Origin of the sequence: Micromonospora sp. NPDC005806, assembly GCF_042871425.1 — a bacterium.
Taxonomy (GTDB): Bacteria; Actinomycetota; Actinomycetes; order Mycobacteriales; family Micromonosporaceae; genus Micromonospora.
In genome coordinates this window covers 208,273-223,890 of the sequence record NZ_JBIAIL010000009.1, presented here as the reverse complement: position 1 = coordinate 223,890, position 15,618 = coordinate 208,273, and the positions used below count along the sequence as shown (strand labels likewise).

The following is a 15,618-nucleotide window of genomic DNA, read 5'->3' as shown; positions in this document are numbered from 1 at the left end:
CGCCGCTATCTGGCACAACCGCAGCATGAGCCAACCCGTCACCCGATCCCTGATCGCCTACGACCACTGACCAGCATTAGGACTTACTCGTCTAGGTGCGGCGCAGCGCATCGACACCACGATCGCTGCGCCGAGGGCGGACCCGGAACGGCAGACCGCCGGAGGCAAGGTGCTCTGGCACTTCACGATGTCGCTCGACGGGTTCGTGGCGGGGCCGAACCACGCGATGGACTGGATGGCGGGGGTCTCGTCGCGCCCCGGGCTGGTCGAGGAGTACGCCAAGACGACCGGCGCCGTGCTGGGTGGTCGGAACGGCTTCGATGCCTACCCCGATGTCAGCGGCATCTACGGCGGCGCGTGGCAGGGGCGGGTGTTCGTCCTCACCCACCATCCCGAGGACGCGCCGCCCACCACTGGCGTGACGTTCCTGAGCTGCGATGTGGCCGAGGCGGTCCGAATCGGACTGGAGGCCGCCGGCGGCAAGAACCTCGAGGTCTTCTCGGCCACGATCGGCCGACAGCTCCTCGAGCGCGGGCTGATCGACGAGATCGACCTGCACATCGCCCCGGTGCTGCTCGGCGACGGGATTCGGCTGTTCGACAACCCCGGGGGCGACCCGCTCCGACTTGAGCTGCTCACCGGCGATGACCGCTCGGCCGCCGTGAACGTGCGGCACCGCCCGGGCGCGACCAGGTAGGTCTGCCTGGCGGGGTCAACCCCGCCTGGTGCAGACCGGGGCGGCGCGGGCGACCGTGTCGGTGGACCAGACCACCGCGACGGTGAAGCAGTAGTCGATGCTGCGGCTCAGCCCGTAGGCGATGTAGCTGTCGGTGCCGGCCGGCAGCTCCTGGAAGGTGCGCTGCTCGGCCCGCGACCGGCCGCCGGCGATGACCACCGGCCCCTCCGCGCCGGCCGGATACGTCCAGCTCAGCAGGATGCTGTCCCGCCGGTCGGTCAGCCGGACCACCCCGGGCGGGCTGCCCGGCGAGGCGGGCGCGGCGTTCGGCGTGCCGGTGGGGGTGGCGCTCGGCGCGGCGCCGGTGGTGCGTACGGGCGCCGGGGTTTCGCGGGAGTGGACCATCCGGGAGACCCCGGCGACCACGGCGATGGTGCTGAGCAGCAGGACCACGATCGCCCCGGCCACGACCAGCGGCAGCCACGGCGTGCTGCGGCTTTCGGGTGCGGGCGGTCGAGCCACGGGCACCGGCAGGTAGGGCGACGGCTCGGGCTCGACCCCGGACACCCGGCGTACGCCCGCCGGCTCGTCGTCGGTCAGCCCGACCACGGTCGGGGGCAGGTCGCTTTCCCCGGGCGGCCAGGTGTCGTCCCGCTGCTCGTCCGGCGGCCAGTCGTCGGCCGGCCCACCGAACCGGTCGTCGTCGGCCTCGGGCGGGGTACGCGGCGTGGGCACGTGCGGCGCCTCGGCCGGCTCGGGCGGCACGGTCGGCCGGTCCGGCGGGCGGTAGATCAGCGGGTCGGGCGGCCCCTCGGCGGCCGGGGGGACCCGGGCGGCCGGCACCACCGGCGTCTCCCCGCCGGGCGGCGCCGGGTCGGCGCAGGCGTGGTCCGGGTCGGCGGCGGCGCGGGCCAGCGTCGCCACCTGCCCGGCGAGCGGATCGTCGGCGGCGAGGTGCAGCGTGCACAACTCCTCGGCGAGCGTCAGGTGCTCGTGGGACTCGGCGTACCGGCCGCAGTCGCGTTCCATCGCGCCGAGCTTGGCCAGCATCTTGATGCCGCTGGGGTGGGCGTCGCCGTACACCTCGCGGTGCAGCTCCCAGGCGTCCTGGAGGCGGTCCCGGGCAAGGTCGCACTGGCCGCGGGCGTACTCCACGGTGGCCAGGTCGGCGTGCGCGGCCAGCACCCGTTGCGACTCCGGTCCGTCCCGCGCGGTCAGTTCGATGATGACGTCGGAGTAGAGCCGGGCGGCCCGGGCGTCGCTGCCGACGCGGTGCAGCACTGCGGCCAGGGTGGCGGCGGCGCTGAGGGTGCGCTCGTCGGAGCGGCCGTACAGCCGGGTTGCCGCCGCGTACGCGAAGGCGGCCCAGCCGCGCGCGGAGTGCGGCTCGCCGAGCGCGACCAGCACGCGGGCCTGGAGGCCGGCGGCGTCGGCCAGCTCGGGGGAGGCGTTGGCGGGGCGCGGATCGGCGTCGGTCAGCGCGTCGGCCAGCAGCCGCTGGGCACCGGCGAGGTCGCCTTCGGACACCAGGTGGTGCGCCTGGACCGTCAGTTCACCGAAGCCGGAGGACACGCCCCATCGTGCTCATCCGACGACGGTAAGTACAACCCCCGCAGTGGATCAGTTTCGTCCGGATCCGGTCAGGTGGTCGGCGAGGGTCTCGCTGATCCGGCGGAGCTGGTCGACCTGAGCCGGGCTGAGCGCGTCGAAGAGGTGCCGGCGTACCCCCTCGACGTGGCCGGGCGCGGCGGCGGCGAGGGTGGCGAAGCCGGTGTCGGTGAGGACGGCGATCTGCCCGCGCCGGTCGGTGGGGCACTCCTCCCGGCGGATCCAGCCGGCCGCCTCGAGGCGGGAGACGGCGTGCGAGAGCCGGCTGCGCGAGGAGCCGGTGGCGTCGGCGAGTTCGCTCATCCGCAGGCGCCGGTCGGGGGCCTCGGAGAGCCGCACCAGGATCTCGTAGTAGGCGTGCGGCATCCCCGCGTCGCGTTGCAGCTCGCGGTCGAGGCTGTCCATCAGCGCCCGGGAGGCGGTGAGGAAGGCGCGCCAGGTCCGTTGCTCGTCGGGGTCCAGCCACCGGGTCATGACGGCCATCATAGCGAGTGTTGTTGAACGCTCAACCAAATCGCGCTACCGTGGGGGACATGGGAATCCACCGGCTCAACCACGCCGTGCTCTACGTCCGTAACCTCGAGCGCAGCGTCGCCTTCTACCGCGACGTCCTGGGCTTCCGTCCGGTGCCGATGACGCCGGACGGGTTCCGTGGCGCCGCCTTCCTCCAGGCACCCGACTCCACCAACGACCACGACCTCGGCCTGTTCGAGATCGGCGACGCCGCCGGCCCCTCCCCGGCCGGCCGGGCCACCGTCGGCCTCTACCACCTGGCCTGGGAGCTCGACACCCTGGACGAACTCGCCGCCACCGCCGAGCGGCTGGCCGCCGCCGACGCCCTGGTCGGTGCCTCCGATCACGGCACCACCAAGAGCCTGTACGGGCGGGACCCGGACGGGCTGGAGTTCGAGATCGTCTGGATCGTCCCCGCCGACCTGCTCGACGACGATGCCCTCGCCGCCCGCAAGCGGATCGGCCGGCTCGACCTCGACCGGGAGCGCCAGCGCTACGGCGGCCAGACCCGCGGCGGGGTAGGTATCTCCATTCCGGCCTGAGTGCGGTACAACGGCAGGATGTCGACCGACGCCATCCTGCGCGAGCTCCTCGTCCGGCAGCTCGACCACTGGCTGCCGGGAGCGCTGCACCGCTCCCGGCGGGCCACCCTGGCCCTCGCGTACGCCGGCCGTGACACCGGCGGCGCGGAGGCCGCGCTGCGGGTGGTGGCCGAGTTCGCCGACCGGCTGCGCGGCCGGCGGCTGACCGTGCTGGTGCTCGCCGAGGGCGGCGCGGAGCTGCCGGCCGGGCTCGGCGCGACCGAGGCCGCCCTGCCGGCGGACGTCGCCGTGCACGTGGTGCCCGGCCACCCGGATCGGCTGCCGGTGGCGCTCAAGGCCGCCGGCGCCGCCGGCGCCCCGCTGCTGACCGTCATCGACGGCGGCGACCCCGACCCGGCCCTGCTGGCCGCCGCCGCGACCGGCCGCCCGGCCGAGCTGCTGCTGGTCACCGCTGCCAGGCGGCCCGTGCGCCCGGCGCTGACCGCAGCCGGGTTCCCGCTGGTCACCGAGGTGGAGCTGGTGCCTGACGACGGCGGCCCGGCCCGCCTGCTCGCCTACGGCACCGGTTCGGACAAGGGCCTCGAAGCGCTCAAGGACGCGCTCTGGGCGGTCGACGAGTACGCCGGGGTGCACTACCGCGACCCGGCCGACCCGGCCGGGCGGCTGCTCGCCATCACCCTCGCCCCGGAACCCGGCCCGCTGCGCCGCGAGCTGCTGGCCGAACTCACCCGCTCCGGCCCGCGGACGGTGACCGAGCTGCGCCGCTTCGCCGCGACCTCGACGGTCTACCGGGGCGCCGACGCGAACCGGGCGCTGGCCTCGCTGGTCGCCTCCGGCGCGGTGACCCGGGCCCCAGAGCACGGCCGGCTCGGCGGCGACGTGGTGGTCAGCGTCGCGGGCGGGGGCACCCGGTCATCTGCCTGACCACGATGGACGCCCCGGTCGCGACCACCCCGACGCTGAAACACCATGGCGAACCCGCCCGGACGCCGCGCGGGGTGCCGGTGTGATCCACCGGCACCCCGCGCGACCTCGGGACGTCACGCCCGGGACTTGTCCTGCTTCCAGGAGAGCGGTCCCGGCAGGTCCACCCGGTGGGCGCGGGTCCGGGAGTTCCACGACCACTTGCCGATCTTGATGCTCCACGACGAGAAGCCGTGCTCGGTGAAGTTGAGGATCAGCGGGCCGAACTTCTGCCGCTTGCGAAACACGATGCCCATCGCCGGGCTCCTCTCGATCGTCTCCCTGCCCCTGCGGCATCGAACATGCCCGAACCCGGCTTGCCCGAAACCGCCCTGGTCCGCACTGGACGGTCCTCGAAGCGCCCGCCCCGATCTCCGTCCACGGGTTAGGTGTCAAGGGGTGACAAGCGTTGGTGGGGGCGGGCGGTGACAAGGGCAGCGGCGACGTCCTACGAGGAGGTCGCCCACCCGTCAGCGGGGTTCCCAGGCGTCGGGCAGGGCGGTCAACCTCCGGACGTGGGCGGGGAGGCGACCGCTGACCAGCTCGGCGAGGCTCACCTCGTCGACCACCCGCCGTACCGAGGCGCGGACGGACACCCAGAGCCGGGGCAGGTTCTCCGCCGCCCCCTCGTACCGGGTCTCCTCGGGACGCATCCCGCGTACCCCGGCCAGCGGGCCGTCGACGGCGCGGAGGATCTGCCCGATGCTGATCTCGCGCGGCGGCCGGGCCAGGGTGTAGCCGCCCTCGGCGCCGCGCTGCGCCCGCACGATCCCCGCGCGGCGCAGGTCCGCCAGCACCGCCTCCAGGAACTTGCGGGGCATGTCCTGTTCCGTCGCGATGGCCTGGGTGGACAGCAGCGCGGGGTACGCGGAGGCCAGGTTCAGTGCGGCCCGGACCGCGTAGTCGCCACGCGCGGAGATCTGCACCCCGCCATCATGCCCGGCCGGGTCGGACGGGGGAGTCGGCGGGCGGGCGGGGGCGCACCATCCGGAACGGGATCGGCTGTTCCTGGGCCGCCCGGAACGCCCCCGGGCTGACCCCGATCTCGCGGGTGAAGAAGCGGCCGAAGTTGGTCGGCTCGGGGAAGCCGAGCCGGCGGCCGATCCGGGCGATCGGCTCGTCGGTGGCGGCGAGCAGCCGGCTGGCCTGCAACGCCACCCGATCGTCGATGACCTGCTTGGCGCTTCGACCGGTCACCGCCAGGCAGGCGCGGGTGAGGGTACGCACCGAGCAGCTGAGCTGCGCGGCGTAGTCCTCCACCCGGCGGGTGTGCTGGTAGCCGCGTTCCACCTCCCGGCAGAGCCGCTCGAAGGTCTCCGTCTCCAGGCGCGGCGTCGGCCGCTGCTCGGCGGCGGGGAGCAGGGCCAGCCGCAGCAGCAGCACGGCGAGCTGGTGGCGCAGCAGCGCCCCGGCGGCGGGCACGCCTGCGTGCCGGTCCGCGTCGACCGCCAACTGGGTCACCTCGCTGATCACCGCGTCCTCGTCCTCCCCGGCGAGCTGCCGGTAGGCGGGCACGGCGTCCGGGTCGACGTCCAACCCGCGCAGCGTCTTGGCGCCCCAGCGCACCACGGTCGCGTCGAGGTGCGGGCCGTGGCAGCGCAGCACCTGGCCGGCGCGGGCCCGCAGCAGGGCGCCGGGCCGGCAGGGCAGCGCGCGGAAGTCCAGCTCGGCGGTGCCGTGACCGCCCGTGACCAGGATCAGCAGCTCCGCGTCGAGCAGGACCGGGCGGGGCCAGTTCGGCTCGGGGGCGAGGTCACGCAGCGCAACCGTGGTGATGTGGTGGCGGTCGGCTTCGGCCCCGCGCGGGGACAGGTCGGTACGGGAGGCTGGGGGAAGCTGTCCGGTAGTGACCATCGTCCCGACGGTAACCGCCCTCGCAGCATCCTGCATCTCGGCGGTTTCCGCCGCTCGCGGTGGTCTTGTCGCCCCGACGCCGGACGGTTAGGTTACCGAGCGGTAGCGCCTGGGTCGCCGGACCGACCCGCGCCCCGCCGACTCGCGATGGGATGGGCATGACGGAGCTGTTCTCGGTCGAAGGCAAGACGGTCCTGGTCACCGGTGGTTCGCGGGGGATCGGGCTGATGATCGCCCGGGGCTTCGTGCAGGCCGGCGCGACGGTCATCATCTCCTCGCGGAAGGCCGACGTCTGCGAGGCCGTGGCCAAGGAGCTCTCCGCCGAGGGCTCGTGTGCGGCGATCCCCGCCGACCTGAGCCACGACGAGGGTGCCCTGGGGCTGGCCGCGGCCGTGCGGGAGCGCACCGGCGACCGGCTCGACGTGCTGGTGAACAACGCCGGCGCCACCTGGGGCGCGCCGCTGGAGTCGTACCCGGAGACCGCCTTCGACAAGCTCTGGGCGGTCAACGTCAAGGCCGTCTTCCGGCTCACCACCGCGCTGCTGCCGGCGCTGCGCGCGGCAGCCAGCGCCGACGACCCCGCCCGCGTGATCAACATCGGGTCGATCGACGGCCTCCGCGTGCCGTGGATGGAGGTGTACGCGTACTCCGCGACGAAGGCGGCCGTGCACATGCTCACCCGGAGCCTCGCCCACCAGCTCGCCGGCGAGCAGATCACGGTCAACGCGATCGCGCCGGGGCCGTTCGAGAGCAAGATGATGGCCTTCGCGCTGGACGACCCGACGTCCCGGGCGGCGATCGAGCAGCAGGTGCCGCTCGGGCGGATCGGCCGGCCCGAGGACATGGCCGGCACCGCGATCTACCTGTCGTCGCGGGCCGGGGCGTACCTGACCGGAGCGGTGATCCCGGTCGACGGCGGGATCACCACGCACGGCTGACGCCGTACCCCTGATGTGACGGCCCGGGGCCGCGCGGACTCGGCAGATCCGCGCGGCCCCGGGGTGCGTCGTCAGCGGCCGGCGAGCAGCCGGTTCACCGCTGTGTCGACGTCCAGGTGCTCGGCCTCGCGACCGCGCGGGACGACGACGTAGGTCCGGCGCAGGAAGCGTACGAGGACGCTGCGTGGGACCTCGAACAGGGCGTTGCCGTCCGGCGACGACAGCGCGAGCGCGACGAAGTCGCCGCGTGGGGTGGCCCACGGCCACACCCGGACGTCGCCGATGCCGGCCGGTTCGTCGAGCCCGGTGACCAGCAGTTCGCGGGCGAACGACCAGCTCACCGCCTCGCCGCCGGCGGATTCGGCGTGGAACAGGACATGGACCGCATACGGGTCAGCAGGGTCGTAACGCAGACTGGCACGCACCGGCAAGGCGGTGGCGTCAGGCGCGACGAGCCTTAGCGACGTCTCGACCTCTACGGTCGTCGGTCGAATGACACTCATGGACGTTCTCCCCCCGGCACCGCTGCGGAACGCGCGTGTCCCGCTTTTCCCATACTCAGGTGCTACTCCTGGCTACGCTCCGCCATACGCTGACTTCACCCAGTGGTGGGAAGGGGGTCGGAAACGCCTCGAGAATGTGAAAATTCTTGTAGGATTTCCGGTTCTGCCCAGTCCGTGCGCCGCCCGGCAGCGGGTGGTTCAGTCGTCGACTTACTCCGGTAACGTCCAGTCCTCAGCAGGGGTGACGGTCCCGCGCGACACTGGGGGTGGAAATGGTCACGAAGGGTTCCGCAGTGGATCCGCGGGCCACGGCCGACCCGCCGAAAGGAGCGGCCCGAGCAGCCGAAAGGCGGGGGTACGAGGTGCCAGTCGAACGGGGTCCCCAGCGTGGCGGCACCTCCCTCGCGGAGCCTCGCCGCACCGGTTGGCGGGCCCGTCTGCACACCACCCTCGAACTCATCCGCGCCAACCCCACCGGCCGGGTCGCCCTCAAGATCTTCATCGCCGTCCTCGGCGCGATCATCGTCACCGTCGGCATCGCCCTCATTCCGCTCCCCGGCCCCGGCTGGCTGCTGGTGATCGCCGGCCTCGGCGTCTGGGCGGTCGAGTTCCACTGGGCCCGCCGCCTGCTCGCCTTCACCCGCGGCAATGTCCAGGCCTGGACCCGCTGGGTGACCAGTCGCTCACTCCCCGTACGCTTCGTGCTGGGCATCGTCGGGCTGGTGTTCGTGTCCGTAGTGGTGTGGCTGTCGCTCAAATACAGCCTCGGCATCGACCTGGTCGCCCGCGCCCTGCACTACCTCGCGACGCACTGACCCCCGGGTTTTTGGTCCGCAGTGTCGATCAGGTAGAGTCATCGGCGCTGAGGGCGATTAGCTCAGCGGGAGAGCGCTTCGTTCACACCGAAGAGGTCACTGGTTCGATCCCAGTATCGCCCACCGTAAATATTTGCAGGTAGCGAGCCCGTCACCGGAACCACCGGTAACGGGCTTTCGCGTTGTTGCCCCTTAAATTGGGAGCAGATTGGGAGCAGCGCCAACCGGCTCGCGATCCTGACCTCGGGAAACGCGGCACTCCTTCACGGCCCAGCAACATGCTCGTCGATCCCCGTCAACGACGTCACGGCGGCGTACCCGGTCGACCACGGGTGCCGTTGTCCAACCGGTCGCCCACCGTCTCCTCCGACGGCTGGCCCTGGTCGGGTTGGGCGATGATCAGGCATCGTGGGCGGGTGAGTAACACCCACGGCGGTGAGCCTGCCCTCCGGCTGCGGGTGGAGCTCGTTCCGCGGCCGCTGTGGGGCCGCAACCTGCGGGACGTGCTGTCACGGTCGGAGTGGCAGCGGCTGCGCCGCTGGGCGCTTGACCAAGCCGGCGAGCACTGCGAGCCCTGCGGGCTGCATGTGCCCGGCGGCCGAAACCTGATCTGCCACGAGCAGTGGACCTACGAAAATGCCACCCGCACCCAGACTCTAGCCGGGGTCGAGATCCACTGCCGAGACTGCGACGCCGTCACGCACATCGGCCGTGCCGGCGTCGTCGGCGGCCTACTGCTCGTGGGGCGGGCTCTGCGCCGCCACGCCAAACTCAACGGCTGGACACCTGCGCAGGCCCTTAATACTCCAACGTCACTTGATCTTTGGGCTGGCGTCGTGAGCGAGTCTGCGCTGGTAGTGGGACCGGCGGGCTCGGGCTTGGGATGTTCGCCGCCAGATCGACCAGAGCAGGGTGTGCTCTGGCGGTAGCGATGTGGCGAGGACGAAGGCGTTCAGGAGTCGGCGGATCTCGGCGACGGTCAGCGCGATGAGGTCCGGTTCAGTGTCGGGCTGCTGCGCGGTGGCGGCGAGGATGGTCAGGACGGCCAGGGCGAGCATGGCCAGGGTGATGAACCGGTGCCAGCCGGTCCAGCCGCGGACCTGGTAGTGGTCCAGTCCGACCTGGCCTTTGCCGGTCTGGAAAAGCTCCTCGATGCTCCAGCGGGAGCCAGCGACGGTCACGAGGGTGTGCAGCGGGACCGGGCGGGGTGACCAGCACAGGTAGAAGGCCAGCTCGCCGGTGGTGCGGTTGCGGCGGATGAGCAGCCACCGGTGCTCATCCGGCCGGGTGGCGGTGGTGATCCAGGCCCACAGGTAGTCGCGGGGACCTTTCGCCCCTGGCCCGCAGCTGTGCGGCTGCCATCCGGTGGTGGGGATCCGGTCGGCGAGGTCGTCGACGCGGATCAGGGTGCGGCCGTCGTTGACGTGCACGCGTCGGTCGCAGCCGACCGCCAGGACGTAGCCGATCTCGCGGTCTTCGAGGTCAGCGCGTAGGCCGGGGTCGGCGCCGTAAACCTCGTCGCCGGTCACCCAACCGGCAGGGACGCCGGCGTCCAACGCGGCGGCGATCATCTGCCGGGCCAGGGCAGGCTTCGTAGCGAACCCGACATCGTCCGGCACCCCGGCATCGGTGAGACGGTCTGGCTGGTCGCACCAGGTCGCCTCCGGCAGATAGAGCCGACGATCGATCATCGCCCGACCGGCCGCTGAGACGTAGGCCAGGAACACCCCGACCTGGCTGTTCTCGACACGACCGGCGGTGCCCGTGTACTGCCGCTGAACCCCGACCGAGCACACCCCCTTCTTCAGGAAGCCGGTCTCATCGGTGACCAGCACCGCGTCTGGGTGGCCGAGCTGCTCAATCAGCCAATCCCGCACGTCATCGCGGACAGCGTCGGCGTCCCACACCGCCGTACGCAGCAGCCGCTGCATCGCCTGCGGATCGCCGTGGCCCGCCCGCTCCGCCAGGGACCAGCAGGTCTTGCGCTCCACGCCCGACAGCAGCCCTTCCACGAACTGCCCAGCGGTCCGACGCGGCTCCGCCCGCACGAACCGGCCAGCGACACGCGTCACCGCCTCGTCCAGGATGACCCGCCACCGACCAAGGTCTACGCTGTGGCCCACGGCCACCGCACGATCTTCGATTGTCCTCACAAACCATCGATGATCAACGCGGTGGCCGTCCTCATACCCACGCCACGCCCAACGCCGAAGCCAAGTGACGTTGGAGTATTAACCCCTACTAGGGCGGCCGCATCGAGTGGCAGCAGCGCAGCCAGCACTCATGGCAGCAGGTCATCAGATGGTATGAGAGGTGGGTAGCGTCTCACCGGCTGGCCTGAACATCTGCGCGTCGGCTGATGCAGGCCCTGCGACGCGTCCAACCACGACGACCCCTAATGCGGCGACCACTCAGGACTCGAACATGCGACACACGGTTTAGGAAACCGTTGCTCTATCCCCTGAGCTACGAGGGCGCGAGGGCTCAGTCTAGCGACCTGGCATGTCCCGCCCGACGGTGCAACGATCCGATCTGGCCGGCTAGGCCGGCTACGGCTACTGCGTCTCTCGCTCCCGATACTTCTGGGGACTAGGGCTGTACCTGATGTGCGCCCCGACCGGCATGCCGATCTTGTGGGCCCTGGCCAACCCGAAGATCGGCGAACGCGAGGTCCTCGCGGCGATGCTGGAGGTGGAGGCCGGGGTGGTCGCCGAGTACGACAGGATCCTGCTGATCACGGACAAGGGCTTCGCCTCCAGGCCGTTCGAGCGGCTGCTGGCCGAGCAGGGCATCGAACTGCTGCGCCCATCCCGCAAACGGAAAAGGGCCCGCTACGGCGAGCCGATGCTCAAGAAGGTCCGCCCGCTCATCGAGTCGGTCAATGTCACCTCAAGGGCCAGCTCGACCTGGAAGAACACGGCGGACGAACCTTCACCGGCGTCGCCGTCCGTGTCGGTCGACGTCTGCTCGCCATGACCGCCGCGATCTGACACAACAACAAGAGCGCAGCAGCCGTCCCCCGATCCCTGATTGCCTACGACCCCGACCGACTTCGGAACTACTCGTCTAGTCCTCTGGACGCCTCTCGGCTATCCAGCGCTCGACGTCCTCAGCCAGCCAGACGTTCCCCATCTGGAGAGTCGCTACAGGCTCGGGAAAGTCCCTGCGGTTGGTGATCTGGTAGACGCGCTGGCGAGACACACCGCCGAGCATGACTCGGATCTCCGCCGAGCCCATCAGCCGCAGTCGCTTCGCCATGTCCCGAAGCTAGGCAGCCGTGAACTAGTCGTGTGCCAACTTAGCGCAGGACTACTGATCACACGCCCTAGTCGGTTACCCTTGACGGATGACTAGCCGACTCAGGTGGTTTCAGAGGCCAGACGAGCCCATCGATGTAGTCCAAGTGTCCAGCTATCCGCATAGAGCAGGCGCTTACGGCGCTCACTGGAACGCTCCTACCGTGGCGATCCCACGGAGTCGACCCCTGATGACCCTTGGTGGCCTCTGGCGGTCGTCGTTCGCGCTCCGGAGGAACCGTCGTGGCTGACATCCCGTACCTGGTGCTAGTCGCTGGCTGGATGATCGACCTTCATCGGCGCCAGAAGTGCCCTCACTGCCGGCCCGATGGCACCTGTCCCCGAGTCCGGGACTCGAAAAGGACCCTGCGAGCGTGGGTGGTCAGGTCCAGGACGGTCGGAGTCGTTGTTCGATGCAGGTGAGCCCCGCGGACCCCTGCCCATCGGCGCTCGTCGACTGTGCCCGGCCGGTCACTGAGGAGTGCGTGGCGGAGCAGGCCCGCCGGCGGATGTGTGGGCAGTGTTCGACCCGGGCGGCAGCAGTGCAGCCTAGGATCTTGGCGGCTCCTGGTAGGCAGTCTGCGTGTAGGTGTCGATCAGGGTGCCGGCGAGCAACTTGTGGTAGCCCAGGTGGCGTTCGACATCAGCCGGGTTGCGGCACTGGCCGTCGCTTGCGATCGCTCGCGTGAACTGCCTGATTGCCGCCTTGAGGGCTTTGAGTTTGCCGGCGGTGATGACGCGGGTGTTTTGGGGCGGAGTGCCGGTCCCTTCGACCACGTGGGTCTGATGCACCATGACCGGAATGATCTTGGCGTCGTGGCCGTAAACCTGCTGGCACCAGTTGACGGAGCCGGCGAGCTGGTTGATGTCCTTCTTCCAGATCTTGGGTGCGTCGGCGCCAGTCTTCGCCTCGATGACCAGGTAGGTGTTGCCGCCGATGCTCCAGAGGACATCGCTGCCACGGCCGAACTCGTCTTCGGGACGATGGGCGGTGAACCCGAGATGCCGGCCGAGGGCCGCGAGGGCGGCTTCGGCTTCCTTGGTGCGCGCGCGGTCCCAGTCGATGTCGGCCATGATCGCATCCAGTCCGAGGGTGAGGGCATGTCCGGTCGGATACAGGCTCGTGAGGTAGGTGGCGGCTTGCTGGGATTGTGGGGAGGGCGGAGGAAGCCGCTCGTACTCGACACCAGCGCGCGGGCGTAGGACGACGTTGTTTGAGCGTCGGGCGTCGTCCAACGTTTTCTGAGCGGCGACCGGATCTACTGCGTGCTCGTAGGCGGCGCATGTTTCGCCAAGCCACCCGGCCAGGGGTGCGTCGCCGCCTTCTCGGGCTGCCTGCATCGCAGCGCGAGCGTGCTGGACGGCCTCACCTGCTCGAGCGTTGACGGCGCTGTTATAGGCGGCCCGAAGGTGCGTTGCCGTGGGATTGACCTTCGCGGGGTTGTAGGTGACGCCGAGTAGTGCTTGCCGCGAGACCTTGCGGAAGCCGGGGTCACCTTCGATGACGAGGTCGATCACTTCTCGGATCGCCGGGATGTCGGGCGCACCGAGTTTGCGGGCGGCTTTGCGGGATAGATCGAATTGAGCCCGGGTTGCGGCGGACAGGTAGTCGGCGTTGCCGGGCCGCGCGAGTAGGTGAGTGAGGCGGGGGCCGAGCAGGAGCACGGCACATCGGTCGTCACGACTGCGTACGCCGCGGCCCATGCCCTGTTCGAGGCGTTGCAGCTGCCTGCCGACCATCGCCTTGCTGTCCTGCAGCGCTAGTGCTTCCCTGCGTTCGATGCCGGTGTAGGCGAATGGCAGGCTGTCTATGATCAGAAGCCGGCATGCCTCATCGGGCAGGTCAATCCCGTCGTATCTGTTGATCATGACTACGAGACCGACATGGTGGGTGGTCAGTTGCTTCACGGCCGCCTGGATCTGCTCCGTCGTGCTGACGGTCAGGTCTGCCTCCGCTTTCCACTCGGCGGCTTGTCTCTTGCTGGGTACGAGCACTACCACGTTGCGTTTCTCTGCGACGGAGGCAGCGAGCGCGCGTAGGTCCTCGTGGGTGAGGTCGGGATTGAGTTCCTGCGGGGCGAGTACGAGGCGATCACCGAGGTCGGCGGCGCTGTCCGGCACGATGGACTTGGCGACGCTATCCGGGTCGGCGTTGAAGTGGGTGACCAGCACGCTGTCGTCCGCGAGAGTGGCGGTCAGGTAGACGCGGCGCTCGGCCTGAGCGAAACTGGGGAATTTCTCGATCGGCGGGCACGGGGGCACGACCTCGATGGACTCGGCGGTCACGACGGCTTGACACCAGGGCAGAAGATTGCTGATCAACGGCCACACCCACTCGAACGCAGGCTCTCCTCGATGCGGGTGAAGCTCCTCCATCACCGAGGACTGCTTGTCCTGCCACGCCCAGAACGGGATTGGTAGCACCGCGCTCGGATCCCGCTCCTGGATGTCCTTGAACTGAGCGAGATTCTGCCCTTGAAGGTCGTCGGCAAAGAGATCAAGGAGCGCCTCGTAGGCGTCATGGTCCCGGGGGATGTTCAGCCGGTTTTGTTCCTCCATGGTGGCCAGCGCGGCATGAGCATCGTCGATGACCACCGAAGTCACTGGAATTGGCTGATGCCGGCTGCCCGGCACGGTCATCCCGAAGCGGGACTTGCCGTTGATCAAGTGGTACATCGTCGTGACGCAGATGGCCTCACCACGAAGAAACTGCGGATCGTGAGGGTCATCGACCACGTCGAGCCCGAGGTGGCTGGCTTCTTCGCGGACCCGACCTGCAAGGTCACCGGTGGGCGCGAGGTATAGGGATGGGCCCTTTCCCTCGTTTAGGCACACCTGGAGGATGAGCAGACCGATGACGGTCTTTCCACCGCCGGTGTTCGTCTTGACGACGAGATCGCGTTCCCCTCGGCGCTTGCCCCACGCGTCCAGGACCTCCTTCTGCACGGCGCGCAGGTAGCCGTAGCCAGGTTTCTTGTTCGGAAGCGCGTCGAACAGGGTGACCGGATCATTGATCGTCTCGATCGTGTCGCCAGCCGACAGGTCCTCAAAGTCGAAACCCATGTCGCGCCCTTCCCTAGGCCAAGGGGTCCGACCCAACATCCTGCCACCTAGGACGGAGTCCAGCGCTGTTGAAAGTCATGAACATCTCACCAGGCGGACACGGCCGAACGCCTCCCGAAACGCTGTCGAAGCGCTGTCCGTTCTCGTGGACGAAGCCAGACGGTCTGGGGCGCGGAGTGGTCAGACTGCCGTTGTGAGTGGGCGTCCGCCCCAGCGGATGCCTTTCTCGCTGCGGATGCGGATGTGGACGCGTTCGCGGCGCTGCGCTGCGCTGCGCTGCGAGAACGTCGGGGTGATGGGCGTTGACGTTAGCGCAGGTAGGCGTGCAGGGCCTGGGTCTGGACGGTGTGGTTGCGGTGGTGGGAGTTGGCGATCGTGAACTGCCGCAGTGACCCGAAGTGGGCCTCGATCGGGTTGGCCCAGGACGCGTAGGTCGGGGTGAAGCACAGCTCGACCCGGGCCTTCTTCGCTCAACGCCGGATCATCTCGCCCTTGTAGGCGGACAGGTCGTCCAGGATTACGTAGATCGGAGCGCCGTCCGGGCGGGCCGACTGCCCCGGCGCACGACCTGCTGCAGCCTCTGCCCCTCCTGGTCGGTCAATCCGCGCACGCGGACAGGCTCTGACACCACCCCCAGCGACGGACGGACGTCTCGGGATATCCAACCGCCGCAGCATCCAACCCGGCGAACCGATGTGGTCACAGCACTAGACACAGCGCACGGGATGCCAGCGAACGGTCGATCAGCAACCCGAACGAAACAGGCGTATACCCTGCCGCCCCAGCGGCCGGGATGGACATCAATGCGGAAAACCATGCTGGCCGGGTGAAGTCCGCGACGCGCTTG

The 15,618-nt window shown here is 69.9% G+C and carries 15 protein-coding genes, 1 tRNA gene and 1 pseudogene; 7 read left to right on the top strand and 10 right to left on the bottom strand.

The genetic code is table 11. The annotated features are described in order from the left end of the window. The first annotated feature begins 169 nt into the window (after window positions 1-169). Window positions 170-697, top strand: a complete 528-nt coding sequence (locus ACFYOS_RS13145; RefSeq protein WP_387139596.1) for a dihydrofolate reductase family protein — start codon at window positions 170-172, stop codon at window positions 695-697. 15 nt (window positions 698-712) lie between these two features. Here ACFYOS_RS13145 and ACFYOS_RS13140 read toward each other — a convergent pair whose 3' ends face one another. Together ACFYOS_RS13140 and ACFYOS_RS13135 are read right to left on the bottom strand one after the other, a co-directional pair. Further along, entirely contained in the window at window positions 713-2,248 is a 1,536-nt protein-coding gene (locus ACFYOS_RS13140; RefSeq protein ID WP_387139593.1) for a tetratricopeptide repeat protein, read from the bottom strand. A gap of 48 nt (window positions 2,249-2,296) precedes the next feature. Next, window positions 2,297-2,767 carry a MarR family winged helix-turn-helix transcriptional regulator gene (locus tag ACFYOS_RS13135; RefSeq protein WP_387139590.1) on the bottom strand — a complete coding sequence of 157 codons (471 nt, stop codon included), beginning with the start codon at window positions 2,765-2,767 and terminating at the stop codon, window positions 2,297-2,299. A 50-nt stretch (window positions 2,768-2,817) separates the two neighbouring features. Here ACFYOS_RS13135 and ACFYOS_RS13130 point away from each other — a divergent pair, with 50 nt between their 5' ends. After that, complete coding sequence (locus ACFYOS_RS13130) at window positions 2,818-3,339, top strand: VOC family protein (RefSeq protein WP_387139587.1); 522 nt, start codon at window positions 2,818-2,820, stop codon at window positions 3,337-3,339. 18 nt (window positions 3,340-3,357) lie between these two features. Then, complete coding sequence (locus tag ACFYOS_RS13125; RefSeq protein WP_387139584.1) at window positions 3,358-4,263, top strand: hypothetical protein; 906 nt, start codon at window positions 3,358-3,360, stop codon at window positions 4,261-4,263. A gap of 116 nt (window positions 4,264-4,379) precedes the next feature. Here ACFYOS_RS13125 and ACFYOS_RS13120 read toward each other — a convergent pair whose 3' ends face one another. The 3 genes from ACFYOS_RS13120 to ACFYOS_RS13110 form a co-directional block, all read right to left on the bottom strand. After that, the gene (locus ACFYOS_RS13120; RefSeq protein ID WP_265004803.1) at window positions 4,380-4,559 is read right to left on the bottom strand and encodes a DUF4236 domain-containing protein; all 180 of its coding nucleotides are present in this window, start codon (window positions 4,557-4,559) and stop codon (window positions 4,380-4,382) included. Window positions 4,560-4,772: 213 nt separating this feature from the next. Beyond that, window positions 4,773-5,228, bottom strand: a complete 456-nt coding sequence (locus ACFYOS_RS13115; protein WP_387139581.1) for an RrF2 family transcriptional regulator — start codon at window positions 5,226-5,228, stop codon at window positions 4,773-4,775. A gap of 7 nt (window positions 5,229-5,235) precedes the next feature. Continuing rightward, window positions 5,236-6,156: a helix-turn-helix transcriptional regulator gene (locus tag ACFYOS_RS13110; RefSeq protein ID WP_387139578.1), complete on the bottom strand. Its 921-nt coding sequence runs from the start codon at window positions 6,154-6,156 to the stop codon at window positions 5,236-5,238. 158 nt (window positions 6,157-6,314) lie between these two features. Here ACFYOS_RS13110 and ACFYOS_RS13105 point away from each other — a divergent pair, with 158 nt between their 5' ends. Further along, a complete protein-coding gene (locus ACFYOS_RS13105; RefSeq protein ID WP_387139575.1) occupies window positions 6,315-7,094 on the top strand; it encodes an SDR family oxidoreductase in 780 nt (259 codons plus the stop codon). A gap of 71 nt (window positions 7,095-7,165) precedes the next feature. Here the strand turns inward: ACFYOS_RS13105 and ACFYOS_RS13100 are convergent, their stop codons facing one another. Beyond that, the gene (locus ACFYOS_RS13100; protein ID WP_007457244.1) at window positions 7,166-7,597 is read right to left on the bottom strand and encodes an SsgA family sporulation/cell division regulator; all 432 of its coding nucleotides are present in this window, start codon (window positions 7,595-7,597) and stop codon (window positions 7,166-7,168) included. 272 nt (window positions 7,598-7,869) lie between these two features. On the opposite strand from ACFYOS_RS13100, the gene ACFYOS_RS13095 reads away from it, so the two are divergent. Both ACFYOS_RS13095 and ACFYOS_RS13090 read left to right on the top strand, forming a co-directional pair. Beyond that, complete coding sequence (locus tag ACFYOS_RS13095; protein ID WP_387139572.1) at window positions 7,870-8,412, top strand: PGPGW domain-containing protein; 543 nt, start codon at window positions 7,870-7,872, stop codon at window positions 8,410-8,412. A 51-nt stretch (window positions 8,413-8,463) separates the two neighbouring features. Beyond that, window positions 8,464-8,535: transfer RNA gene (locus ACFYOS_RS13090), tRNA-Val, on the top strand. Between the two features lie 689 nt (window positions 8,536-9,224). Here ACFYOS_RS13090 and ACFYOS_RS13085 read toward each other — a convergent pair. Beyond that, window positions 9,225-10,484 (bottom strand): IS701 family transposase, encoded by a 1,260-nt coding sequence (locus ACFYOS_RS13085; protein WP_387139569.1) that lies wholly within the window; start codon window positions 10,482-10,484, stop codon window positions 9,225-9,227. Between the two features lie 532 nt (window positions 10,485-11,016). Here ACFYOS_RS13085 and ACFYOS_RS13080 point away from each other — a divergent pair. Next, window positions 11,017-11,388, top strand: a complete 372-nt coding sequence (locus tag ACFYOS_RS13080; RefSeq protein ID WP_387139566.1) for a hypothetical protein — start codon at window positions 11,017-11,019, stop codon at window positions 11,386-11,388. Between the two features lie 90 nt (window positions 11,389-11,478). Here ACFYOS_RS13080 and ACFYOS_RS13075 read toward each other — a convergent pair whose 3' ends face one another. The 3 genes and pseudogenes from ACFYOS_RS13075 to ACFYOS_RS13065 form a co-directional block, all read right to left on the bottom strand. Then, window positions 11,479-11,670, bottom strand: a complete 192-nt coding sequence (locus ACFYOS_RS13075) for an AlpA family transcriptional regulator (protein ID WP_091341910.1) — start codon at window positions 11,668-11,670, stop codon at window positions 11,479-11,481. Between the two features lie 587 nt (window positions 11,671-12,257). Further along, entirely contained in the window at window positions 12,258-14,771 is a 2,514-nt protein-coding gene (locus ACFYOS_RS13070) for a helicase C-terminal domain-containing protein (RefSeq protein WP_387139563.1), read from the bottom strand. Window positions 14,772-14,951: 180 nt separating this feature from the next. Then, window positions 14,952-15,325 (bottom strand): annotated as a pseudogene (locus ACFYOS_RS13065) (transposase); the annotation flags it as partial. Between the last annotated feature and the right edge of the window lie 293 nt (window positions 15,326-15,618).

Bases quoted from the DNA above. Each gene is read 5' to 3' on its own strand.
- ACFYOS_RS13070 (WP_387139563.1), bottom strand. From the start codon at position 14,771: ATGGGTTTCGACTTTGAGGACCTGTCGGCTGGCGACACGATCGAGACG.
- ACFYOS_RS13110 (WP_387139578.1), bottom strand. From the start codon at position 6,156: ATGGTCACTACCGGACAGCTTCCCCCAGCCTCCCGTACCGACCTGTCC.
- ACFYOS_RS13130 (WP_387139587.1), top strand. From the start codon at position 2,818: ATGGGAATCCACCGGCTCAACCACGCCGTGCTCTACGTCCGTAACCTC.
- ACFYOS_RS13120 (WP_265004803.1), bottom strand. From the start codon at position 4,559: ATGGGCATCGTGTTTCGCAAGCGGCAGAAGTTCGGCCCGCTGATCCTC.
- ACFYOS_RS13075 (WP_091341910.1), bottom strand. From the start codon at position 11,670: ATGGCGAAGCGACTGCGGCTGATGGGCTCGGCGGAGATCCGAGTCATG.
- ACFYOS_RS13080 (WP_387139566.1), top strand. From the start codon at position 11,017: ATGTGCGCCCCGACCGGCATGCCGATCTTGTGGGCCCTGGCCAACCCG.
- ACFYOS_RS13105 (WP_387139575.1), top strand. From the start codon at position 6,315: ATGACGGAGCTGTTCTCGGTCGAAGGCAAGACGGTCCTGGTCACCGGT.
- ACFYOS_RS13095 (WP_387139572.1), top strand. From the start codon at position 7,870: ATGGTCACGAAGGGTTCCGCAGTGGATCCGCGGGCCACGGCCGACCCG.
- ACFYOS_RS13125 (WP_387139584.1), top strand. From the start codon at position 3,358: ATGTCGACCGACGCCATCCTGCGCGAGCTCCTCGTCCGGCAGCTCGAC.
- ACFYOS_RS13135 (WP_387139590.1), bottom strand. From the start codon at position 2,767: ATGGCCGTCATGACCCGGTGGCTGGACCCCGACGAGCAACGGACCTGG.
- ACFYOS_RS13100 (WP_007457244.1), bottom strand. From the start codon at position 7,597: ATGAGTGTCATTCGACCGACGACCGTAGAGGTCGAGACGTCGCTAAGG.